We start from the raw sequence: 23671 nt of genomic DNA on the forward strand, positions 1-23671 counted from the left end.
GGTGCTTTCCGCGGGATACGCCGCCCGCCGTCAGTCAACAAGCCTCGTATAAATTTTAGCGTAGTTCTCCGCCATTGCACGCGCGGAATACGTACCGACGACTATTTTTTTACATCGGTCAGCCATTTCTGCCGCCAAAGCCTCATCCACCATGACTCTGCCAATGCCTTCCGACAGGTCAACGGCACGGGGAGCAGGCACCAATACCCCCGCCTTGCCATGCTGCAAGACCTCGGGGATCCCCCCGACACTGGTCGCGACAACCGGCACCCCCGCCTGCATCGCCTCAAGCAGGACGAGCGGCAGCCCTTCGGTGAGGGAGGACAATACAAAGACTCTGAAAAACGGCAGATAGTTTCTGGCGTTATCCCTGTAGCCGGGCATGAGTACCCGGTTTTGCAAACCGAGTTCCCGCACCTTCTGTTCCAGTTCCCTCCGTAGGTCGCCATCACCCAGGATCACCAAACGGAGGTCCTGACGCTTTGGGGCCAGGATTGCAACCGCCTCGATCAGCCGGTCAAACCCTTTTTCCCTTGAGAATCGCCCGATGGCGCCAAGGGTATATCCCCCCCGGCAGAAATCTCGAACCTCACGATCTAGTCCCTTGCCATCACCGAGGTCAACGGGGTCGCCCGCCAAAGGAATGCCGTTCATGACCACTTCCATGCGGAGGCGTGGGCGATTTCTTAATTTGGGATGGCTTTTCATGGCCTCGTTGACCAGCACGATACGGTCAATGAAATTCAGGGCAAGCGAATCAAACCATTCGTAGAGCATCATGCGGTTGATCTCGCCTGTTCCTGTCCAACCATGTATCGTCGCGATCATGGGTATTTTGCGGATTCTCCGCGGGATAAGCCCAAGGAGGATATTCCCCTTGTAACCATGGGAATGGAGGAGCGTTGCTTTTTCCCTGCGGGCAAAACGGAGAATTTCAAGAGCACCCAACACATTGGGCCCCGGCATCATGCGGAAAACCTGCACCTGCAAGCCACGCCGACGGGCCTCTTCTTCAAGCGGCTTGTCGGCAATAGCATGCTCCCCCATACTGGCCAGGACCGGTTCAAACCCCATCGCAACCTGTTCGCTCATCAGGTTGAGGAGCATAATCTCGGCTCCGTACAATCCGCCGCTATCAATGACATGCACTATCCTCATCTCATCCCTTGCGCGGCGTCCAGACCACCTGTTTTTTCCCGAGAAGGAATTTGCCGAAAGCGTGTGCAGATGCCAGATTAAGCAGGACAAAATATCTGCTGAACGTCAGGAGTCTTCCCCATACTCCAGCACTCTTTGTTCGGGGTGCTGCTAAAGCGCCCACATACCCTGCATGCTGCAGCACCAGCATCACCGTATACCCTTCTCCATTCCCCAATAACAGCCAGTTAGTGACATAGGCAACAAGCAGAAACCAAAAGCAGAGATAACGCAGTACCTTGTGGGACCAGAGTTGCCAGGCAAAAAGAGGGTTAATCCCCGGCCACAACAACTGCCGCATGTCGAATAGAGCCCAGAAAGCACGCAGGGATACCCGGACCCGCATCCGGTACTCGTCTTCCGTATCCTTCAGGGTATGTTCCCACAGGACGGCCTCGGGCTCATATACGACCCGACACCCCTGTTCGATGACCTTGAGCGGTTGGACGAAATCCGGCAGTTGATCGGCGTTCATCGGCCTGTAGAGCGTCGCGCGTATGGCATCTATCCCACCATCCACCCCGACCACCGAACCGAGGCGGGTCTCGATGGAACGAAGGGCATTCTCATACTTCATATAGGCGCTGCATCCCTCGCCGATAGGGGTGCCGTCCGGATTGGCGTAGATCATCTTACCGGTAACATACCCCACCTTTTCATCAGCAAAATTCGCCAGCAGTTTGCGTAACGTATCAGGAGCATAAAGGGAGTTGGCATCGGAAAAGATGATGATATCTCCCTTTGCCAGGGGGACGGCCATATTGAGAGCGCTGGTCTTGCCGGCACGGGGTTCCTGCCTCAGGAGGCGGACATCGTGGTCGGCGAAGCTTTGCACGATAACGTCGGTCCGGTCGGTTGACCCGTCCGAAATGACGATGATCTCCAGCTTATTCTGTGGGTATTCCAATCCAAGCTTATTTTCGATGGTGGTTGCGATTCCCTCCGCCTCGTTGTAGGCCGATATCAGAATCGTGACGGTCGGTTCGAACGTTTTTTTCCTGACCGTTTGGTGAAGGCAAGCCGCCAGACCGGCAGCAAGCAAGGGGTAGCCAGCATAGACATAAAAAACAAGTACCACTGACAAGAAAAAAAAGGTTTCAATCATCGGCGGCTTCGCGTTTATGATCGAGTAATATAGCTGTAAAAAACGGGGTAAAAATCCTCAATAAAATCGAACACACGCTTCCGTACTGTCTCAATATTTTCTTCCCCCAATGGTGAATTGATCCGTACGAAGGCATTATCTTCACTCCGGCCTGAGAATTTATCCAAAACCATGGCAACTTTTTGCGACTGAGTGCTGTGAACAGCCTTTCCGTTTGCCTGAAACCAATAAACGACGAGTTCCCGGTCCCCCTGATGCTCAGCTATCATATAAGAGTATTGGATCGTTAGCTTCTGCTTGTTTTTCAGAACATACTCTCCGTTTCCGCGATTGCCGATCTGCCACCCCTGCCCCTGAAAGCAGACCAAAGGATCATGGGCCGCTCCGACTTTCTTTACCGTGCGATAATACCCGATGTATAGGTTGACGAGCCCTTTGTCGCGACGGTAGGAGTGATAGAGATAGTCGTCAAGTCTGAGTGCCTCGACGATAGGTGGGTCCATCGAAAAATTACTGATCAGTTGCCAGGTGCCGACCGGGGAAATACCCTGTTGCAGCGGTTCCTTCGTGATATTGGCTGCCCCCGCCTTGAAATGATCCTTGATAACGAACGTGGTACCAGCCAATAATATGATAAGAATTGCCAGCCGTACCGGTCTCACCGCTCGCATAGTGCCAGCCCCTTTCCCGCCGACAGAAACAGGCCCAAGGCAATCCCGAACACAGCAAGTCCCAAACACGTATGGAGCGGCCCTTCTGACAGGTCGATGGAGAGGAAATAGAGCGTTGAGATCAAGACGAAAATACGAAGGATATTGACTGCGAGCGCAATAGGAATAGCCAGAAGTAACAGCGTTCCCCGCAGAATATTGGATCGCAAGGTAAAATATGCCAACACCGTTCCAAGGGTCAGCATGGTCATAATCGATCGAAGGCCACTGCATGCCTGCACGACCTGGAACGTCCCTTGGGGAATTTGTATTATGTTTCCATCATGAAAAATCGGAATACCGATGAATGATGCGAGTCCGACGCTTGCCTTGGTGACGAGCAATTGGAGCGGAATGGTCAGTCTCGCTATAATCTGGGCCGGGACAGGTATCATGAAGGCGAGGAACAATAGAGGGAGAAAACAGGCTCTGAAGACACCGTAGCCAAACAGAAAAATGACGGCACCCCAGAGAAATAGGATCATGGAAACCGACGCGATGGTTTGCATTTCTCCTATTTTTGAAACGGCATAGAGAAACAAGGCGCCTATTGCCAGCAGCAATCCCGACCATGAACCGATAGCCTGTTTTTCAAGAAAAACCTCTCGCTTTTGCCAGAGCATATAAGCAGCCAACGGCGCTATTATAAAGCCATGCGAATAGTCGTCGGAATAGGACCAGGCATGAACCAGGTTGGTGATGACGGGAAAGTAGGCGCAGACGAAAGCCATGCCGAAAACAGCCCAGAAGATGTACTGTAGTTGAACGCTACGCTCCGTAGATAATAATTGCTTTACAAACGGCATCAAATACTCCCCTTTAAGAGCGCATAGAACAATCGGCAAAATACATCTGCTTCAGTGATGTGAATCTGAAGTCCGTCAGCAGGTGGTGAAAGCGTTGTGCCGTCTTGTGAAGATTAAGGTAGTGACGAAACGTGCTTTTGACGCCGGCGCCTCTCATTCGGGGTTGTTCCGGATCGAGCTCCCAGGGGTGCAGATAAAAAACGAACGATTTATTTTCGTTGGAATTAATACGCTGCAACCCCCACTTTGTGAATACATAGGGGAAAAAGCGGAAATATCCTCCCCCGGCAATTGGAATGTTTTTTCCGCAAATGTTTAAGGTTGTAATAGGAATTTCGAATATTCGCGGTGCAGCCCCGATTTCAGCACCTCCGATTTCGGGTGATTCCGTCTCCGGGTCCCAATCCCCATCGGTTTTACGAAGCACATTACAAGCGTAGCGGGGCCAGTCAGGAATCCCATAAAAATCATGGCTAATGGGGAATACACTTGAATCGTAAAGATACCCCGCCTCAACCAGCTCGTCGAAGGCCCAGAAAGAATTGCGTGCGATTGAATAACTGGGAGCGCGATACCCTATGACCGCTGTTCCAAGCAAGTCTTCAAGCACCGCCTTACTTTTGCGGATGTCGTCGCGAAATTCCTGTCTGGTTTGCTGGGTAACCCGTTGGTGGCCATACCCATGACAGGCGATCTCATGTCTTCTTGCCTGAATTTCCTTAATTAATCGAGGTGTGCGTTCCGCAATCCACCCCAACACAAAAAACGTGGCGGTAACGCCGAATTCGTCGAGCATATCCAGTATGCGGCGAGTATTATCCTCAACCCGCAATGGGTAGGCGGCCCACTCATTGCGTTTCACGCAGCGCTCAAATGCCGACACTTGAAAATAATCTTCCACATCGATGGTCAGGGCATTAAGAATCAAAAAGTCTTCCTCACTTCGACAATTCCACGGTTAATTTCTTTGGCGTCGGCCGCTCTGTCCACAGCATTACGATAGGTTTCAAAGGAATACGTCACACCAAGGCTGATGTCATAATTGAAAGCATAGGTCAAGCCGCTTGTGGCGATGAAATGGTAGGGGAAATCGCCGGAATTGCTCTGATAGAAATGTTCCGCTGTTGCGTTAAGGCTGACCGTTAGGCTCTGTATGATTTCGTGACGTCCATAGCCGGAGAAGGAAAGTTTACGCTGGCTACGAATATCCGTTTGCGTATTGACATACTCGGAATAGGTGCTTGACAGCCCAAAAGCCCCGCGGGGCAATACTTTGTCGATCTTCCCGATATAGTCGGTTTCTTTGGTCGAAACAGACTGCGGATCTTCGGTAGTTTGAGCCTTTGTTTCCACTGTTACCGTGGCGACCTCGAAGTCATGCGTAATGCCGGCATCCCAAAAATAATACGCAACATCATTGGCCTTGTCGAAGATCTGCCAGCTTCTGCCCAGTTTGCCGAAAACAAAAGACTTGTCGGCATATTGATATTTGAAACCACCATAAACGTCATGCTTGTCGAAACGGCTAAGTGACGTTTTAGTGCGCGTAAATGCATACCCGGAAGTAAGACTCAGTTTGGGCGTCAATTCATAACTAAAATCGGCAAGGGCGCCATGTTCGAACTTGTCGATGCTGGTTGCATCCCAATAACGGGTATCGGAATAGCGATAACCGGTTTTGAGCGTACTCTTTTCTCCCATTTTCCAAAGCAGATACGGCGAAACGATAGCGATATTCTGGTCTGTCTGATTGAGAAAGAGGCTGCTTTGGGTGGTCACGTCACGGGTAACGTTAACGGATACCCGGCGATAGGTTTCATTGAGATCGAGATAGAAAAAATTATCTACAAGCGCGATGTTCCCCTTCACCATGGCGTCGTGATTAAACTCGGCATCACGGCTGTGCCGCGCATAGTTGCGGTAGTCGAGCGTATAGGCCGTATCCCAATTCCAGAAGGGGGTCAGGTAATGAAGCGACGCTCCCGGCTGGACACGGGTAATATAGTCGGTTCTCTTGCTGGCCGCGACCTCGTAGATGTTATCGTTGATCTCTTCACTTACCGCAAGCGATGGCTTAAACGCCATCTCAGCGGCGCAGGCCTGCCGAGCAATCCCCGTTACAAGGCCTGCTACGATCAGTGAGCATATCATCCAAGCCTGCCGGGAACAGTTCATCATTTTCTCCTGCCGAAGGTATCGCCGCCAAAAACCCGGCGGACAAACCCCACATTCGTGGGTTCATGTGACATTTCCAGGGCATTATCGTCTTTATGGGGCGGGACGATTTCATCCAGTTTTCTGATAAGGCTGAATATCTGTGAATCGGCCTTTGCCATATGCGAGGTGACGCTATTCTGAAGTTGCGTGAAGCGATCCTGAAACTCAGTGATGACTGTTTGCACCGGGCTGCCGTTTGTCACCTCAAGCGCATCGATCCGCCGGGCAATATCGTTCAACTGAGCGCGCATATCATTATTTTCCAACAGGTGCGATGCAGCGCCGGCATCGGCCGACACCCCTTCCGGGGGGGGGACGGCCCCGCTTGACCAAAAATGGTTGTCGAAATCAAGATCCCCGATAACTTCGCGCACCATCTCGACGGGAATCACCTTCATTTCTTCGGCAAATGCCGAAAGCATCAGAAAATCGCAGATAATGTTTATTAAGCGGGGAATTCCCCTGCTATAGCGGAAGATAATGTCCAACGACTCAAATGGGAACTCCACAGCAAGGGCATTGCCGGCAACTTCCAGGCGATGCATTATGTACCGCTCGGTTTCCTGACGGTTTAGCGATTGTAAATGACAATTTATGCTGATTCGCTGCCGCAATTGGCGTAGCTCGGGGGTAGATAGAATCGCCCGCAGTTCGGGTTGTCCGACTAAAATAATCTGCAGGAGCTTACTGTCGGATGTCTCCAGATTGGAGAGCATCCTGACCTCTTCCAGAAGCTCCGGAGCGAGGTTTTGGGCTTCATCTATGATCAGGATCGGCTGATTGCCGCGCGCATACTGGTCAACCAGGAAATCATTCAAATCCCGGATCAGGGTAACCTTATCCTTCCCTTGGGTCTGAAGGCCGAAATCGTCATTGATCATTGCCAGCAGTTGCTCAGAGGTGACGCGGGTGTTAAAAACCTTGGCCAGGATCAACTGTTCATAGCGTTTATTGAGCAGGTTTCTAATTATTGTGGTTTTGCCTGAACCGACCTCTCCGGTAAGAAGAATGAAACCTGCTCGCTCTCTGATTCCGTAGTCCAGAAACGTCAACGCCTTTTTGTGCGACTTGCTCAGGTAGATAAAACTTGGGTCGGGAACCAAGTCAAATGGTTTCATGCGTAAATTGAAAAATGTTTCGTACATACGTGCTCCGCTTTTGTTATGTAGCTTTGTGGGGATAGTCGCGATAATATGAGTAGCGTTCGTCATGCCGGTCAAGTATGGCGTCGTTATACACCATTCCCAGTAGTTCGCACCCCTTGAGGGCTTCAACAGCTTCTTTGATGTTTTCATGGGAAGCAAGCCGCTCTTTTACGACAAACAGTACCCCATCCATCTGGTGGGCTAAGGAGCGTGTTTCCGCAAAGAGGAGGATGGGCGGTGTGTCGAATATGAGATACCGGTCGGGATAGCGGTATTTCATCTCTTCGATCAGCTCTTTCATTTTCTGCGACGTGAATAGCTCAACCGGGTTGCTGACAATATGGCCAGCCGGTATTATGGAGAGCTTGCCAATACCAGTGGCAATGATCGTATCTCCGATATCCGTTCCATCGAGGAGGACGTCCGAGAGTCCTTTTCCGTTGTCAATATTGAGGTAGCGCTGGACAGAAGGACTGCGCAGATCTGCATCCACCAGCAGGACGGTGTGATCGAACTCCTGGGCCAGACTGATGGCAAGGTTGAGGGCGGTGAGCGTCTTCCCTTCGTGTGGTACCGCGCTGGTCACCATAATAGTGTTCTTGAAAAAATCCTCGCCTTTGGTCATTTTCACCAGTACGGATTTTAGTTTTCGGTACTCTTCCGCCGTAGGTGAATGCGGATCGTTCAGATTGACGAGATACGGGTTGTCAGGTCTTATTTTGTGTGCTACGGACGGGATTGGAGGAGGCTGAGACGGAATGGCCTTGAAAACGCGTTTTTGTGGATGTCCCTCGGAAGACGGGGCAACTTCATCCCTAAGCTGTGCCGCCTTTTCCATGGCCTTTTCAATTCTGCTCATATGTTAACCCTTTCGTGATACATCAGGTGTATCGACAGATGTCCTTCTTACCGCAAATACCCCTTGACGTCCTGAACAAGATTAGCCGGAGAAACGTAGGTAATCATTTTATCGACGTAGTTAAGTCCCAGCAGTTCCATTGCCGGAAAACAGAGCAGAAAAAGAAAATATACGCCGGCAATGGTAAACAGCCGCGTCGCGCGCTTGTGCTGTATGGCCGCCTCGCGCGGATTCAGTATATGAGGAATAACCGCCAAAATTGGCACACCGAATTCCTTGACAAAACTGGCATCTTTGACTGATGCGTCCATTTGTTCAAGAAGCAGCAGAATGCCAAAACTGCCGGCCAAACCACCGACGATTCCAAACAACATAATGGCAAGGCGATTCGGGCTTATGGGGGTCGCGGGGAGGACGGCAGGGTCGACAATACGAAACGTTGTTGATTTGTCCTGCACCTCCATCTGCTTTGAGACCTCTGACTGCCCGTGACGCGCGAACAGCTGGTCGTAGATATTTTTCTGGTTATTCCTTTCCAGTTCCAACTTATCGAGTTCAGCCTTTGCCGAAGGAATGTTTCTGAGCAGTGCTTGATTCGAAGCGATATTGCGACGCAGTCCATCTTCCGATATCTTGATGGCCGCGATCTCAGAATCGACTTTTGCCAGCTCGTTGGAGTCAAACGCTTGCCCGCCACCCGAAGCCTTCATCTGCTCCTTGATTGACTCGATTTCCGCTTTTACCGTGAGTACCCCGGGATAGCTATCGGTATATTGAGCCTGCAGCTCATGCAACTGTTTCTGCAGCGCAGACAGCTTCGAGCGCAAAGGGTCGCTGGTCGTTTTCGTTACCTGGCGCATTCCCTCCAACTGCCGACGCCTCATTTCCAGATCAATGAGTTTCTGCTGCGAAGCATTAATATCCTGGAAAAGTTTTCCCTCATCAATCGAGATGGCCGTTCCCTTCGCCCGCTTATAAGCGTTTACTTCATCTTGCGCCTTGTCCAATTTGGTTTTAAAAGCGGATATTTGTTCAGAAAGAAACTTGGTAGCGTCATAAGATTCACCGCGTTTTGATGAAGTATTCTCTTCAATATAAAGGCGAACCAATGTATTGACGACATCCTGGGCCAATCGTGGGTTACGGTCTTTATATGAAATTATGAACAAATCCTTGTCTTTTACTTGTACTACGATATTTTTCTGGAGCTTTTTTACGAGTTCTTCAGTTCCGGTATTACTATTTGGTGTCAGGTTCATATCAACACTGTCAGCGGTCTTGGCAAGCAGCGTGCGGCTGGTGATTGCATAGGTAAGCACTCTTATTGTGTCTTCCATGGATGGTGAAACAGTAAGACCTTTGACAAGCTCACTAATCACATTTTTTTCAATAAAAACAGTACTTTTGGCTTCATATATTTTGGGAAGCGCAAAACTTACGATAGTAACTACCGTCATAATCAGCAAAGCCAGCGTCACAAACAATTCTTTACGTCTGATTAAAAGCTGTCGATATTTTTTGAAATCAAGTTCCGAAGACTGCATATGCACCTCACAAGCAATATTTTACGTGAACCGGCCGCCACTTAAAAAAGGCTTTCCTTGACAAGGACGTAATCACCCGCCTCCAACACCAAATTCTGGGACAGGTCGCCTTGTTTAAAGAGTTTTTTAGCCTTAACTTCCAGGGATTGTTCCTTTTGCCCGACCTTTCTCCTGATTATGATATCATCCTGGTCCGCGAACTTGGTGAAACCTCCCGCTTCGAGTATCGCCTCCATGACCCTCATGCCCTCCCGATACTCAACGGCCTTTGGGGTGAGGACGGCGCCGAGGATATAGACATTTTTATCCAGCAGGAGCGGAATGAACAGTGAATCGCCGGACTCAAGCAGTATATCATTCTCCGACTCTCCCTTGATAAACAGCTTATAGAAATCTTCTTTCACTCTTTTCCCGTTTCTCAACAAATATGCTCTCCGGAGATCGGCTGTCTTGACCTCGCCAAGCGTGCATAACAATTGCAGGAGCGTTGTCCGCCGTTGGAGGTCATAGACCCCCGACTTGATCCCACCGCCATAAATATACACTTTGCTGTTGGTGATATCTCTAACGGTAACCGTAACAATAGGATTCTTCACCAGTTCCCTGAGTCGTGTCCCCAAGGACACCTGCAACTCCTTGGGGGTCACGCCGCTGGCAGCCACATCCCCCAGGCCCGGAACGGTAATCTTGCCGTCCGGGCGTACTTTCACGGAGAAGGTCAGTTCTTTTACCCCCCATACGGAAATATCCAGGCCATCACCTTCGCCGATCACATAGTCCGCCGCGCCGGATGCCAAGGGGACCATCAAGAAAAGCATACCTATACATGCCGCCATCAGATTTATTCTCATAAATTCCTCACGAAACAGGGATATTGGCAGAGCGTTATTGCCCGCCACGGCCAAAAAGCACAACCTTGATGGTTTCGAAAAAGATCAACGTGTCCAGGAACGGGCTAATATTCTTGATATAGAACAGGTCATAGCGTAATTTTTCAATGGCATCTTCTATTGTCGAACCGTAAGGGTATCGCACCTGTGCCCATCCCGTCAGTCCGGGCTTTATGAAGTGACGCTTAGAATAGTACGGGATCACCTGTTTCAATTTTTCAACAAATTCAGGTCGTTCCGGACGCGGCCCCACAAAACTCATATCCCCTTTCAAAACGTTGTACAGTTGGGGAATTTCATCAATCCGCGATTTCCTGAACAAGCTCCCGAGTTTGGTCACACGCGGGTCATTCTTGGTAGCCCATATGGCGCCGGACTTGTCCTCCGCATCCTGGCGCATGGTTCTGAACTTGAACAAATTAAACATTTTTTCCTTGTTACCGACGCGCATCTGCCTGAAAAACACCGGGCCCGGGGAATCAAGCTTAATGGCAAGTGCGATAATGGGGAAAAGAGGGAGCGCCAGAAACAAACCCGTTAAGGACAGGACGACATCGATATAACGTTTGCAGATACTGAAATAGATTGGCCTGCGGAAGCCACTGGAAAAAATGATCCAACTGGGAGTGATTTGTTCCAGCATGAGTTTGCCATGAATAAGCTCATAGAACGAGGGAGCATCCATGACTTCAATGCCGTTCAATTTGCAACGCAAAACATCCCTGAGTGGAAAAACGCCCCTTCTCTCGGACAGTGCAACAACAATGATATCGGCCTGTGCAACAAGTGTAGCCGCCATCAGGTCGTCGGCGTTTCCAACAATCAGGTCATGGGGAACGACAACGCTCTCGCCTTGTTTCTCATTGTTGCTGGCACCATTACAATTGCATAATGCGTATCCCGCCAGGGTATAATTACGGTTGTGGGCCGAACAGAACTCCCCGACCTGGCTTGCCAGCGAACCGGTACCCAATACCAAAACCCGCCGGGAAAATCGTGGGTTGTGGCGGCCAACCAGGTAAAAAATCACATGCCAGACATATTGCAGGAGAGAAAAAATAGCAATCGAGATTACCAGTATGCCACGCCCGAGCATAATGTTCGGGTCAACGTAATAGGTGATGGAGAGCAGGAAAAATGAAGTTGCCGCACCGAGCAGGGTATTAATGATGATCTCACGTTTCCTGGTGTTTCTGTCGAAATCATAGGTGTCCATCAGGTGCGAAGCGAACAGGATCGCCAGGACAAAAATGAATGCAGTATAAAATGTCGAAGCTTCGGACAACTTGCTGGTGACTTCCGGGTAGCCGAGACGTACCACGGCTGCGGAGTAGAGGGACAGCAGAACCAGTAGGACATCGACTATTATGAGGATAAACCAGCGCAAACTCATTTGGGTCTCATTTTCTCAGTTCAGAGAGCATCGATTTAGCGGCATTTGCATCGGCAAAGTCACCGAGCGCAAGGGCCTTTTGTAAGGTTCGCACTGCATTTATCTTATCACCGGACTTCCTGTATGCAAGTGCCAGGTGGTAAGCGATCGTCGGATTATTCGGGAGGAGAGTGGCGGCCTTTCCCAAAACCTTCTTCGCATCGTCTACTCGGCGGTTTTTCAGCAAGGCATATCCCAGTGTGTCCATGACTCCGGCATTCCCTGGTTCCAGCTTAAAGGCAACGATTGCCAGCCGCAGGGCTTCTTCCTTTTTGCCGTAGCCTTCCGCGCAGAGGTAGGCCAGATTGTTCAGAGCAGGCACATAGGTATTTGATTTTTCAAGACAGAGCCGGTATTTCTCGACTGCTTCCCTCTGTTTCCCTTTCAGGTCAAATATTGCCCCCTGGGCATAAATGGCCGGCGCATAATCAGTTTTTTTGCGCTCGGCGTTGACATACGCAACCATCGCCTGGTCATAATCCTTTTGGGTTTCAAAGAGCTTTCCCAAAAAGAGCAGTGCGTTCACGTTATCGGGATCGACACGCAAACCATTCTTCACCTCCCTGATCGCGCCGGTATAATTTTTTTGGTTTTCGTAAACGGAACCGAGCACCACATATCCACGTGCCGAGCCCGGATATTTGGCGATAACCTTGCGCGCCTGTTCTACCGCCCTAGCAGTGTCCTTCATGGCGACATAGGTATTTACTTTCAGGACAATGCCCGCTTCCGGGTTGAGGGCTTCCACGTCGTCAAAAATCTTAACAGCTTCTTTATACCTCTTATCGGCAACCAGGATACGCCCTTTCATCTCAAGGGCTGAAACATCGCGCGGGTTAACCTTTATTGCTTCATCCAGCACCTTGATCGCCTTGGCGGTTTCCTTCTTTTTCAGGTGATGACTTGCCTGCGCCAAAAATGCCGCGGGGATATTGGCATCTTTTGCCTTCTGGTAATAGACAAGGGCTGACCGGTCGTCGCCCTTTATTTCATATAAAGCCGCCAGCCCAAGCATTGCCTGGGCATTATGCGGATCATTGCGATAAAGGGTGCCGTACTCGTCAATGGCTTTGTCATAATTGCCAGCAACGGCATAATACGTAGCCAGGCTCTGGTAGGACGCGGGCAGCAGCGGGTCAATCTCTTTCGCCTTCTGCAGGTTTTTGATACCTTCGGCCTGCTTGCTTTCGGAGAAATTGAGAGCCGCCACGGCATTATATAGCGGGGCATCACTCTTTTTTCCCGTCAAACCGGACTTGAGGACAGACAGCGCCTTGGGGTTGTTTCCCTTCCGCATATAGTAAGAGGCGAGTAGCAGGCGACTATTCAGGGAATCGGGAGCCATCTTGACAGCCGCTGCAAGCTCCATTTCTCCCTCGGTATTTTTCCCACGACTCAAATAGTAATAACCCTTTTTCTGATAGGCATCGACCATCTTGGGATCAGCTTTTGTCGCTCGATTCAGCTCCTGCATCCCCTCTTCGAACATCCCCTTTGCCATATAGGCATTGCCAAGCATGTTGTGAGCAACCGCATCCCTGCCATCCTGCTGCAGTACCTTATTGATCTCGGCAATCGCATCATCAGTCCGCCTTTGTGTCAGGAGAATTGCGCCCGTCATGAGCCGGGCCTGCCGGGAAGTGGGCACAACGTCAAGGATCTTGCGAAATTGGCTCAAGGCGGTTTCCAGTTCACCCAGATTATAGTAACAGAGCCCGAGAAAGTAATACCCTTCCGATGTGGGCATAATCTTTATGGAATTCTGAAGTTGAGTGGCGGCCTCTGCATATTTTTTTCGCTGATAGCTGACCAACCCTTTCAAACGATAGCCATCGGATCTTTTGGGAAACGTTTTGATCATCTCGTCAGAGATTTTCTCAGCCTTATCCAGTTCACCCTTTTCAATACGGATCAGCCCTGACTTGTAACTGGCAAGTGCCTCCGAGCGGTTGATTGCAAGGATTTTCTGATAAATCTCCAATGCCTTGTCAGTATTTCCCGCATTTTTTTCCATGGCGGCGAGCATATAATAAGCGCGGGGGTTTTTCGGGTCCTCGGCGACGATTTCATCCAGAAGAGCTTTTGCCTTTGGCTCTTTTCCTGCGGCCACGTAGAGTGCTGCCAGTTCGAGTTTGGTCCTCGAACGCCGGGGGTCCGCTTTGAGGGCCTGCAACAAATAACTCGCCGCTTCGTCATACCTCTTACTCGAGGCACACGCTATCCCCAGCGTCTCCAAACACTCGGCGCTGCCGGGATGTTTGGCGAGGTACCGCCCCGCCAATTTGAAGGCCTCGTCAGTTTTCTTTGCAGAAACCATAAGTTTTGCCAGTTCCAGCAAAACTTCATCACGGGAAGGATTTTGCTTCAGAACCTTGGTAAACTCTTTTTCCGCCTGCTCCCGCTTTCCCAAGGCGGCGTATGCCCTTGCCAACTGAAAACGCGCATCGCTATAATTTTCATCTTTTTCCAAAGCACTTCTGAAAAGGACCACGGCAGCGTTCGAATTGGAACCATTCAGTTGCTTAAGTCCTTCTCTGAACAACTCCTCCTTCGACTTGCTCCCACAAGCAGAACAAACAAACAAGACCAGGGCAACCAAAAAAATTCTAAGCACTTTAACTCCCTCCTGGCTGAGACCAAGAACTTTTTCAAGACATGCTTCATGCACTGTTTCAGAGAAAGCAGTCGCTCTCTTTCATCCTTGACGCAAGTTCAAATTCAGAAGCTTCGGCACCCATTCCGTTGGTAAGTTTTGCAGATCTCCCCCTTTTCGCATCAGCTCGCATTAACACGCTATTGCCCCGTGAATTTACGAACAAAGACCACCTTCCAGGGCACCCAATCTGCTCTCTTAATAATCCAAACGCCGCTGTCGAAAAAATTAACAACCAAGTAGTCATCAAGGCGGACCACAGAAAATAAACCCACAAAAACAAATGCTTATACCAACGGCATATAAATTGCTTCAAAATCATCTAAGTTTACGTGACTTTTCAGGGGCTATTTTGAGCTGCAAAAAGAGAGGCGGCATGCACGCTTTAATGGCCGACCGTTGCAATGCCAGCCATGCGAAAACCTAACGCCAACACCCAATGCAAACGTCGGGCCAAAACATAACAATATAGACATACCAGCATATAACATCGTTTAATATTATAGGGGCTATCAAAGCATACTACCGTATCATATTATTGAATCAATACTGTAACAACACGTTAAAATCTATATTATTTTGAGATTATTATTTAGAAGTTTTTATAAACAGTATTATAAATTGCAGTTGTAATCAACACATTTTAATGCTGCTTTCTCGTAATATGAGTATTGAGGAGACATCAAAATGGAGAAGAGAAATTTTACTCGGGTTGCTTTTTCTGGCGGAGCCTCAATTAAGTATAAAGAGCAAATTTTCTGGGGAAATATAGGGAATGTAAGCTTACAAGGCTTCTTTATCAAAACAAAGCATGACCTGCCGCTCGATAATCCCCTGGAAGTAACCATCTATCAATCGCCCGACTCTTCCATCTATTTGAATGCCTGCGTAGTTCGTAGCGAAGAGGACGGAGTGGGCATGAAAATCAGCGGGCTGGATGTGAACTCCTTTGTCCGTCTCAGGGAGGTGATCTCACAACAATGCAACGATCAAACGCTTATAATGCATGAAACCTATAAAATGGCGAACTGCATTCACTGACTAGTGCCACAGCTTAACGCTTAACCACTCAAATCTATTGCCCGAGCGGCCAGCACGTACCGCCGCCCCTCCTTTCTCCCACTGATGATACATTGAGCATCCTCTTCACGTTGCACAACGTCCCTGCACTCACAATAATTTGCTGTTTCCTGTGTTCATGACGACGTCGATGAGCCGCATGGGTAACAGTTACGACAATGCTCCGATGGGAAATTTCTGGGGTGATGACTGAATTGATTCATCATAAACGATTGGATCAGGCAAAATCAGGAGATCAAGACGGACAGCAGTGGGTAGATACTTATTGCGTTCCCCGGAGAGACCTAGATAAAACCACATTGACGGCTGTTTTTTTTGAGATATACAGTACTCACAGGGAAAAGCAAATTCCTATCACCTTCCCCCTGACCAAAACAGCGGGAAACCTCGCGTGCAGTGCAGGGGCCCTCCATGAACCTTACCAAGAAGCGAATCGTCGTTTTGTTCCACAGCGGTAATAGCGTTACCGGGGTCACAAGATACAGCGTTGATCACCTTGCTAGCTACTGGCGCGAGGATGGGCACGAAGTCGTTTATTTGTTTGGGACAAAAACCTATGTGCCGGCGGACATCGTACTCTTACACGTGGACCTGTCAGTCGTCCCCGATCAATACCTCGCCTTCGCCTCGCGCTATCCGATTGTCCTCAATGGGCAAATCCGGGACATCCGCAAGTCAGTTGTCAGCACCCAACTCGTCGGTCCGCACGAATCATGGACCGGACCCGTCATAGTGAAGTCTAATTTCAACTACGGAGGTGTGCCTGAGCAATTGTTGACGCCGGGGTGGCTCACCAGACACTCTGGCGCTTGGCGCACGGCATGCCAAGTCATGGATCGGCTCACCGGCCGGGAGGCGATTACAGACTGGACGAAGTACCGGGTTTACGACAGCGTTAAAGCCGTTCCATCGTTATTTTTCAAGCGGAGCGACGTTGTGGTCGAGCGATTTCTCCCGGAGCGCGAGAACAACTTGTATCATCTGCGCATGTTCCAAGTGCTCGGCGACCGCTGGACCTGCATAAGAATCGCGTCCCCCCACCCTGTGTTCAAGGCCTCAATGAGCGTCTCGTCGGAAGTGGTCGAACCACACTCCGAAGTCTACACGTGGCGCAAGCAATTTAACCTCGATTACGGAAAGTTGGACTATCTCGTCCACGAGGGGCGTCCAGTGCTGATTGATGTCAACAAGACGACAGGGGCGTCGAGCCAAGTGGCAGGAGCCCCTTTGCAGGCGATGCGCCGTCGGATCGCTGAGGGGCTGTACAGCTATTTCGCCTAGTGTCCCGCGCTGTTTGCGGTGAGTACAGCAGAGGCTACATCAAGGGACCGCAACGACGACAGCGTACAAAAGAGGAGGAATTACGGGGACGAACTAACCGCACGGGACACTAACTGGGCGGGCTGCTTGGCGGGCAAGACGAAGCGAACGTGACATGTGCCACTGGTGCCGGCAGCACGTCGGAAAATTCCAACCGCACGCAGTCGTAGTAGTCAACATTTCTGCTCGTGAGGAGCAGCGGACAAAGCCGTCCCTTGGAATTGCGACAGAGCACTAACTCACCGGCCTGCGTGCGCTGATCGCCGCCCGGGAATGGGCGGAATCCGAGCGTCGCACCGGTTGCTCGCTGGGTCATGTGGACGTCTTTGATCAGTCTGTCGAAGAGGTAGTTGGTGACGTAACCGGTCCGGCTGTACCGATGCATACGCTCGGCGGCCTCGGCCGCGGTGATGGGGCGCCCGAGGAAACGCGCCACGTTGTCGATAGCCTGTGGCGACGGGTCGGAATCAAGAGGCGGCTCAACCTTGGCATCTCTCAGGAGCCGGTCATACTCCTCGAGATCGAACTCCTCTGACTCGACAATCAGGCCAAGCCGGTTCGAAATGTGCATCTCGTCGATCAGTTGACGAAACTTGCGCACGTATCCCTCCGTGAGATCGAGAGCAATGTCGTTCGTGCGCAAGCCGCAGAGGTTATCGACGACAAGAAAGAAGTGTGCACCGGGCGGATATAACTCGACTATGCGGCGGCAGAGCGTGTTAATCTGAGAAAGGATGAGAAGCTCGGAGAGACCGACATCGTAGGTTAGCGGCAAAATCCCTGGCCGGGTCGTGGCGTGGTAGCCCGGTCCGATATCGTAGAAGAACTTCAGGGCCCCGCCTGTCGACATCCGTTTGCGTAGCATGGTCACGACATCATTGCGATAGCACTCGGTTTTGTTCCGCCCCAGATAGCAGAACGTGCGGCTTGTGAGCACCGTAAAGAGTTCATTGGCGAGCGCAGCATCGTCGATCGGCCCCGCGTCCAGGGGGCTTGACAAGGGCACGATACCCCCAAGCACATCGCTGAGGTAGGCGACCACCTCGTGATTAATCGTTTGGCTGACTGCCATCACATTTCAGCCTCACTCTCATGTTTATCGTTAACCGTGCAACTTGTTTGTACTATTCATCGTTTTTTACGCCTCAAACCTATTCATTTGCTGACATCCAAACATTCTTGTTTAGTTCTTTTCCTGTATTGGTATATATTCCCTCTCAAAATCCAATAATTAATTCCCAAGTCAATCCATTTATCATAATTATAACAATATATTATTCTTCTAATAGCCGTTTCAAAGAGCTTTCTAAAAAGATATCGAGGTGCATTGAACCAATAAGTGGCATTCGGCAGTTCGTATAGCTGCGCCATGGAACGCCCATATCTGAATGCTCTTCCATATAACCAAGCAACTTCTAACTGCTCACGTCGAATTTGGTGATAAACTAAAGCGTTAGGCAAAAATACCGCGTTCATCCCGGACTCTTCCAGTTTCATGAGCAGTTCTGTCTCGCTACCCATTATGTAATTATCCCCACTGGGACCTATATCTGGATTAAATTGCCAGCCCTCAAGAAAAACATTGGAACGGATGGCCATATTGGGTCCCCAAACCTTATGCGGTGGACAGTGCCCTTCTCCAGTATCCCAGTTTACAACGACATAGGCTCCTTTGAAAAATTTGTGAGCTTCTGATATCGGACTTTTCGTCTCAGGAGGATATTGGGGCAATATCTTTCCTCCAAATACGGAAACGTCAGGCCATCTCGCTGAACCGTCCCGCATCTCCATCAACCAATTATGATCTGCTATAACATCATCGTCAGTAAATACGAAAAGATCTCCCGTTGCCAGCTTAACTGCTTTATTCAGCGCATTATTCTTTCCACGTTTTTTTTCTACAAGATACCTGATGGGTAATTTATTGTTAAAGCCAAGAACCATTTGCTCGGTCTTTGGATCACCATAATTATCAACTACTAAAATTTCCCAACTCAATCCATCAGTTATGATGTTGCAAAAACTGTCGAGAGTTCGGGACAATATTTCATTACGTTTATATGTTGCAAGCATCACCGTTATGTTCACGCAACTGTCCTCATAACGCATGCGGATATTCCGGGGTAATTGTCCCCTCCCCCTAAGGCGGGCAAGGGCGTTGTCATGTTATTGTATTATACCGTAAATTTCCCTCTTAGCAGGTCGTCAAATTTTAACCTCATTTTTTCCATAGTTGATCGGCCAATCGTTTGACCTTCAAATAAAACCCTTTGCGGTTTTACTCATAAAGACCCGATTACAACTTCCGCCGTAAAATTCCCCTCGACATACTTACTCACTCAGGCTCTTTCAGGGACACCGAGATACTTTTCATAAGTCTTGCAGGCAGGGGTGCGCAGATAATAAAAGAGGGTGCAGAACTCAAGGGCACCCGTGAAGAAGTCTCTCCATTTAAGCTTTGAGCCCTTTACATCCACCCATTGCAAAAGAGGAAACTCAACCCATCTGGAACTTGCCTCCGGTGGGGATACGTTCATGACAATGGGAAAGCGGGCGAGCATTTCAACATCAAACGTCCAAGCGACCTTGAAGGGCTTACCAAAGACGTGCCGTAAGGCCTCGTTGTTCCTGAATATCTTGGCTCCGCACTGGGTGTCGTAAATATTGATATTGAGCAAGATCGATGCGCATGTCGCGAAGACCCTGCCAAAGTAGTGCCGTAAGACATTACGCTCAATCCTTCGGCCAAGCAGGCGTACACGTGAGCCAATAACTATTTCTGCGCCTGAAGCTTCGAGTAACCGGCTAAAATCCCCTATGACGTCAAGGGGAGTCGCCAGATCGGCGTCCCAGTACCCTATATAATCGAAAGCGCCCAGAAGTGACGTGAGCATGCCCTGGCGTACTGCCTCGGCCTTGCCTGAGTTTTTCTCCAGATTTACAATTTCTACCTGGGCGGGATTTTTATCTTTCAGAGAGGTAAGAATCTGCCGTGTGCTATCCGTACTCCCATCATTGACAAAGAGGAACGACAGGTCGCTGTTGTTATCCAGAGCGTCCAGAAAAGCCTTTGGGTTCAGCCGCATTGCTTCGTTATAGCATGGAACGATTATCCTCGTTTTTCGCATAAAACCCATCCCGTGAGTCCAGGTATCGTTATGCCCAAACGGCTGGCTGAGATCAAAAGGCTATTATCACTATCAAAAACCGTCCCGATGACCCTGGTGATGACCTCGCCCCCATCCCAATTCCCAACGCCATCCGACTCCTTGCCGATATTCAGGAGTTTATAGAGGACAAGTTTCGGCAGCAGAAGGGTGGAAAAAAGATAGCCGGAGGAAAGGACCTTGAGTCCGCACATTGTTGCCAATGCAACAAGTTCTTTCAGGTTGTAACGCCGGTAATGTCCGAGGAAGACATCGTGCCTGCCGAAGATGGATTGGAAAGCGGGAACTGTTATCATGACCTTGCCATCTCCGGGGGCATACCTGTCAACGATATCCGTCAGGAATTTCCGGTCAGCTTCCACATGCTCTATCACGTCAAGGAGGAGTATGAGATCATACGGCCCTTTTTCAGGCATTTCCCGGCAATACTTCACGCCGCTGGCACGGTTGTTAAGCTCGCATATCAATTCATCGGTCAAGTTTATATCTACGGCCGTTACCTCTTTGCTTGTCAGGCGATTGAAAATATTTTCGGAGATGAAACCGTCGCCACACCCCACATCAAGAGCGGTGATCCCCTCAAACATGACAGGGTCCAGAATCTTGTGCAGAGCCTTGAGTCGTGCAACCTCCCACGGGTGTTTTTTCGCATGGGTTATGGTAAATTCCTTTAAATCCATTCGCTCCTGCTCAACCGAGTGATCGGGGATTAAACCTTGCAACAGCAGATATCATCAGGATGGCGCTCAGTCATTTACGATTTTGACATAGTTGGCCATTTTATACGTCTCGCTCATTATCATGGCAGGGGCATTACTTTTTAAGGAAACGGCGTCAACCAGCCTGACAAAGGAATCCGCATCGAGTTCATCAATCTTCATGCCCATGCCCACTTCTTCACAGTGGATGGTACTCGCACGCACATTGATGGAAGAATGAGGCGGGTGATAGATGGTAACGTCTAACGGCAAATCCAATGGCATGTCTGGTTTTACAGTGCTTGATGTTCTGATATAGAATCCCTGTAAGCTCAAATTTTCAACGGTGCCCCATACGAGGTGATTGTTGTAAGAAATTGACGCGCCATCAGAGAAATCAACTCTGGTAAAGTTTCTGTTTTCCATTTTGCATTACCCCGAGGATTACTCAAAGATAGTTGTTCCCCGCCAGACTGTACCCGGTGAAAAGGTTCTAAAACATATACAGGTAAATAGTAAGCGCATAATGCCTTCTTGTCAAAAAACCTATTCAGAATACTCCTTCCAGACAAGACCGGATGCCGATTCGAATTTCGTTATACTGTCGCCATCGTCGATGCTGCCGGTAAATGCTGCATCGTCATCCCAGAGTATCCCTTCCGGCATGAGTATTCTGGCCACGACCTCCTTTCCGCCAACGGCACGTGGACGCACGCTCTTTTAAACCCGCTTTGCCGTTGCTTCATAATGGACGCATGAATAAAAATTGCCGCAATTACGGTAACTTCCTATTTAATAAGTGTATGCATGCCTAACAAGTATTCGAGAAAAAGTCTCACAACTGACCCCGCGTGAATGCAGTACGTTCTGCCATCACGAGTTGAGCAATACCCACGAGGAGGTGCATTTTTGGTATCTCAGCACATTCAGGCAAAACTATCGATTTAAATTGCATGCGGCGAGGATAGAGGTCGGATAAACGACTGGTACTCGTTACAATACGCGGCCCGCGTCCCCGTAGAATTTTCTTGAAAATAGATATGATCCCGGCAATCGTTGTTGGGTCTTCAGATGCAATTATTTTTGTGAGAATCCGGTTATCCACACCTATCATACGTAAGGCGATGATCATCGAAGCTGCGGCATCGTCGGAGGCTATGTAATCGCGAACAGTATCGTATGGGACGTATATCTGAATGGGCTGATTACGAAGAGTGCTCCGGGCAATGTGCGTTAGGAGTCCTTGTTGCTTGCAGTGTGCTTGTCCATAGCCGTATAGCGTTGAAATCCTGGCAATTAGCACTGTTATTCGACTAGTTCCAACCGCTAAGGAGCGGACCATATCTTCTTGCTTAAGTTTCTCGTGGGCATAGGCGGTAGTTGGCTTTGGGGGGGTGTTCTCTGTGATGATATCATCCCCTGACCCGGCATAGATTGCACCTGCGGAACTGGCGAAAGCAAACGCACCGGAGGTGGTCATCAGGTGCATATTGGATTTGAGAAGCTCAAGCACCAAAGACATATCTCGTGTTTCAGACGCAAGGACGTCTTCCGCACTGCCCATGGTGCCCACGCCGGCAGCCCAGTAAATCTCCCATCGGCCTGACGCACCAACGTGAGCAGCAAACTCAGGGATGATGGCTTCAAGCTGTGAGGCGAGTTCTGAATAACTGCCCCAACGAAGACGGTCGCTTGGCAAAAAAAGCTCGGTGCCGTCACGGCGCAACGCACTGCACAAAGCCGCTCCGAGCAGCCCCCCACTTCCTATGACCCATGCAATAGTCATTTGCGAACAGCCGGTCGCGTCGGCTTGGAGCTGACGACATACAGGGGTCTTCCCATGACGATACCCATCGTGACCGCAAGGTACTCGGCGATCACGCCGAGCGCGGTCAGGATACATCCCGCGAAAAAGACAACAGCTATCAGGATCGACGCCCAGCCTTGAACCGGCACCAAGCCATAATATTTGCCATACAACACATGGGCGGCAATGACGCAAGCCACAAACATCGAGCAAAAGCCCATCACTGTGATTAATCTCAATGGGCGCGTGCCGGTTGTAAGGATAAGGTTCCAGAAATGCCCAAATAGCTTGAGATATGAGTACCCCGAGACATGCCTCATCTCATTTCTCAACGAAACAGGACAGTGTCCGATACGCTCGGTGATCCAGAAAAGCCCCACGTCGAGATAGACGCCATTACCACAGTAGGCCGCCAATGTTCTTGCGATCTCTCCATCAATGAGCCGAAAACTGTTGAAGCTTCCGATTTTGCTGTTACCCAGTAATCTCGTGCTAATCGCCTTGGCGGTCCGGCTCAACATATTCCGAAGCCATCCGTGCGGCGGCAGATTCGTAGCGCATGCATAAACCAGTTGCAGTGAGGAGTCCAGAGCATTGTCCAACATGCACCCAATGTCCCCTGGATTTTGCTGCCCATCCTCGTCAATTGTCACAACCCAGTCGCCTGTAGCGCTAGCCATGCCGGCAAGCGTAGCTGCATGCTGGCCGTAATTTCGAGATAGCCACACCGTCCGCACAAAGGGATATTGAGTGCTGAGGAATTCAAGTGTCTCGTCAGACCGATCCGGACCGCAATCATGAACCAGCAAGACTTCACGGACCATGAAGCAGTTGCCGTTTGGTGTTGTTTGTCTGTAAATCAGTGGCGCGATTTCTTCAACCAGAACCGGAAGGGTATGCTCTCCTCGGTAAACCGGGATTACGATGGAGACACTGAGCGCGGCAAGATTGTCCATAATATAGCACCTTTTAAAAGCATGATTGGGCCAGACAGCGTACAAACTGCGGTTCAGTTGAAGGGGACACCGCAGACAAAGTCAA

At 49.8% G+C, this 23671-nt stretch carries 22 protein-coding genes; 2 read left to right on the forward strand and 20 right to left on the reverse strand.

The window, feature by feature from the left end:
- Positions 1-30: 30 nt before the first annotated feature.
- Genes F6V25_RS03550 through prsT form a run of 12 tightly spaced genes read right to left on the reverse strand, consistent with a single transcriptional unit; the run spans position 31 to position 14519 of the window.
- A complete protein-coding gene (locus tag F6V25_RS03550) occupies positions 31-1107 on the reverse strand; it encodes a glycosyltransferase (RefSeq protein ID WP_246166948.1) in 1077 nt (358 codons plus the stop codon).
- A gap of 52 nt (positions 1108-1159) precedes the next feature.
- Positions 1160-2302 carry a glycosyltransferase family 2 protein gene (locus tag F6V25_RS03555; protein WP_151127267.1) on the reverse strand — a complete coding sequence of 381 codons (1143 nt, stop codon included), beginning with the start codon at positions 2300-2302 and terminating at the stop codon, positions 1160-1162.
- Between the two features lie 14 nt (positions 2303-2316).
- Positions 2317-2973 (reverse strand): exosortase C-terminal domain/associated protein EpsI, encoded by a 657-nt coding sequence (locus tag F6V25_RS03560; RefSeq protein WP_151127268.1) that lies wholly within the window; start codon positions 2971-2973, stop codon positions 2317-2319.
- Positions 2961-3818, reverse strand: coding sequence for an exosortase (gene xrt / locus F6V25_RS03565; RefSeq protein WP_151127269.1), 858 nt, complete (start codon positions 3816-3818; stop codon positions 2961-2963). The genes F6V25_RS03560 and xrt overlap by 13 nt, the downstream gene beginning before the upstream one ends.
- A gap of 13 nt (positions 3819-3831) precedes the next feature.
- Positions 3832-4746 (reverse strand): XrtA system polysaccharide deacetylase, encoded by a 915-nt coding sequence (locus tag F6V25_RS03570; protein WP_338045583.1) that lies wholly within the window; start codon positions 4744-4746, stop codon positions 3832-3834.
- Entirely contained in the window at positions 4743-5993 is a 1251-nt protein-coding gene (locus F6V25_RS03575) for a TIGR03016 family PEP-CTERM system-associated outer membrane protein (RefSeq protein WP_191966060.1), read from the reverse strand. Before F6V25_RS03575 ends, F6V25_RS03570 begins: the two co-directional genes overlap by 4 nt.
- Complete coding sequence (locus F6V25_RS03580; RefSeq protein WP_151127271.1) at positions 5993-7180, reverse strand: XrtA/PEP-CTERM system-associated ATPase; 1188 nt, start codon at positions 7178-7180, stop codon at positions 5993-5995. Before F6V25_RS03580 ends, F6V25_RS03575 begins: the two co-directional genes overlap by 1 nt.
- 16 nt (positions 7181-7196) lie before the next feature.
- Entirely contained in the window at positions 7197-8039 is an 843-nt protein-coding gene (locus F6V25_RS03585; protein ID WP_151127272.1) for an XrtA-associated tyrosine autokinase, read from the reverse strand.
- A gap of 47 nt (positions 8040-8086) precedes the next feature.
- The gene (locus F6V25_RS03590; RefSeq protein WP_151127273.1) at positions 8087-9583 is read right to left on the reverse strand and encodes an XrtA system polysaccharide chain length determinant; all 1497 of its coding nucleotides are present in this window, start codon (positions 9581-9583) and stop codon (positions 8087-8089) included.
- 41 nt (positions 9584-9624) lie between these two features.
- Positions 9625-10482, reverse strand: a complete 858-nt coding sequence (locus tag F6V25_RS03595) for a polysaccharide biosynthesis/export family protein (RefSeq protein WP_338045585.1) — start codon at positions 10480-10482, stop codon at positions 9625-9627.
- Positions 10469-11866: a TIGR03013 family XrtA/PEP-CTERM system glycosyltransferase gene (locus F6V25_RS03600; RefSeq protein WP_151127275.1), complete on the reverse strand. Its 1398-nt coding sequence runs from the start codon at positions 11864-11866 to the stop codon at positions 10469-10471. Before F6V25_RS03600 ends, F6V25_RS03595 begins: the two co-directional genes overlap by 14 nt.
- Before the next feature lie 7 nt (positions 11867-11873).
- On the reverse strand, positions 11874-14519 hold the full coding sequence (gene prsT, locus F6V25_RS03605) for an XrtA/PEP-CTERM system TPR-repeat protein PrsT (protein WP_151127276.1): 2646 nt from the start codon (positions 14517-14519) through the stop codon (positions 11874-11876).
- A gap of 726 nt (positions 14520-15245) precedes the next feature.
- On the opposite strand from prsT, the gene F6V25_RS03610 reads away from it, so the two are divergent.
- Both F6V25_RS03610 and F6V25_RS03615 read left to right on the forward strand, forming a co-directional pair.
- Positions 15246-15599 carry a PilZ domain-containing protein gene (locus tag F6V25_RS03610; protein ID WP_151127277.1) on the forward strand — a complete coding sequence of 118 codons (354 nt, stop codon included), beginning with the start codon at positions 15246-15248 and terminating at the stop codon, positions 15597-15599.
- A 450-nt stretch (positions 15600-16049) separates the two neighbouring features.
- The gene (locus F6V25_RS03615; protein ID WP_151127278.1) at positions 16050-16919 is read left to right on the forward strand and encodes an ATP-grasp domain-containing protein; all 870 of its coding nucleotides are present in this window, start codon (positions 16050-16052) and stop codon (positions 16917-16919) included.
- A 109-nt stretch (positions 16920-17028) separates the two neighbouring features.
- Here the strand turns inward: F6V25_RS03615 and F6V25_RS03620 are convergent, their stop codons facing one another.
- The 8 genes from F6V25_RS03620 to F6V25_RS03650 all read right to left on the reverse strand — a co-directional run bounded on the left by F6V25_RS03620 (position 17029) and on the right by F6V25_RS03650 (position 23586).
- A complete protein-coding gene (locus F6V25_RS03620) occupies positions 17029-18030 on the reverse strand; it encodes a hypothetical protein (protein WP_151127279.1) in 1002 nt (333 codons plus the stop codon).
- An 83-nt stretch (positions 18031-18113) separates the two neighbouring features.
- On the reverse strand, positions 18114-19046 hold the full coding sequence (locus F6V25_RS03625; RefSeq protein ID WP_191966061.1) for a glycosyltransferase family 2 protein: 933 nt from the start codon (positions 19044-19046) through the stop codon (positions 18114-18116).
- Positions 19047-19297: 251 nt separating this feature from the next.
- Entirely contained in the window at positions 19298-20086 is a 789-nt protein-coding gene (locus tag F6V25_RS03630; protein WP_191966062.1) for a glycosyltransferase, read from the reverse strand.
- Positions 20068-20805, reverse strand: coding sequence for a class I SAM-dependent methyltransferase (locus F6V25_RS03635; RefSeq protein WP_151127282.1), 738 nt, complete (start codon positions 20803-20805; stop codon positions 20068-20070). The genes F6V25_RS03630 and F6V25_RS03635 overlap by 19 nt, the downstream gene beginning before the upstream one ends.
- Before the next feature lie 66 nt (positions 20806-20871).
- Positions 20872-21249 (reverse strand): PilZ domain-containing protein, encoded by a 378-nt coding sequence (locus tag F6V25_RS03640; RefSeq protein WP_151127283.1) that lies wholly within the window; start codon positions 21247-21249, stop codon positions 20872-20874.
- Positions 21250-21369: 120 nt separating this feature from the next.
- A complete protein-coding gene (locus tag F6V25_RS17360) occupies positions 21370-21504 on the reverse strand; it encodes a hypothetical protein (RefSeq protein ID WP_275095230.1) in 135 nt (44 codons plus the stop codon).
- Positions 21505-21658: 154 nt separating this feature from the next.
- Positions 21659-22609: an SDR family oxidoreductase gene (locus tag F6V25_RS03645; protein ID WP_191966063.1), complete on the reverse strand. Its 951-nt coding sequence runs from the start codon at positions 22607-22609 to the stop codon at positions 21659-21661.
- Complete coding sequence (locus F6V25_RS03650; protein WP_151127285.1) at positions 22606-23586, reverse strand: glycosyltransferase; 981 nt, start codon at positions 23584-23586, stop codon at positions 22606-22608. The genes F6V25_RS03645 and F6V25_RS03650 overlap by 4 nt, the downstream gene beginning before the upstream one ends.
- Positions 23587-23671 lie beyond the last annotated feature (85 nt).

Origin of the sequence: Oryzomonas japonica (genome assembly GCF_008802365.1) — a bacterium.
GTDB classification, from domain to species: Bacteria; Desulfobacterota; Desulfuromonadia; order Geobacterales; family Pseudopelobacteraceae; genus Oryzomonas; species Oryzomonas japonica.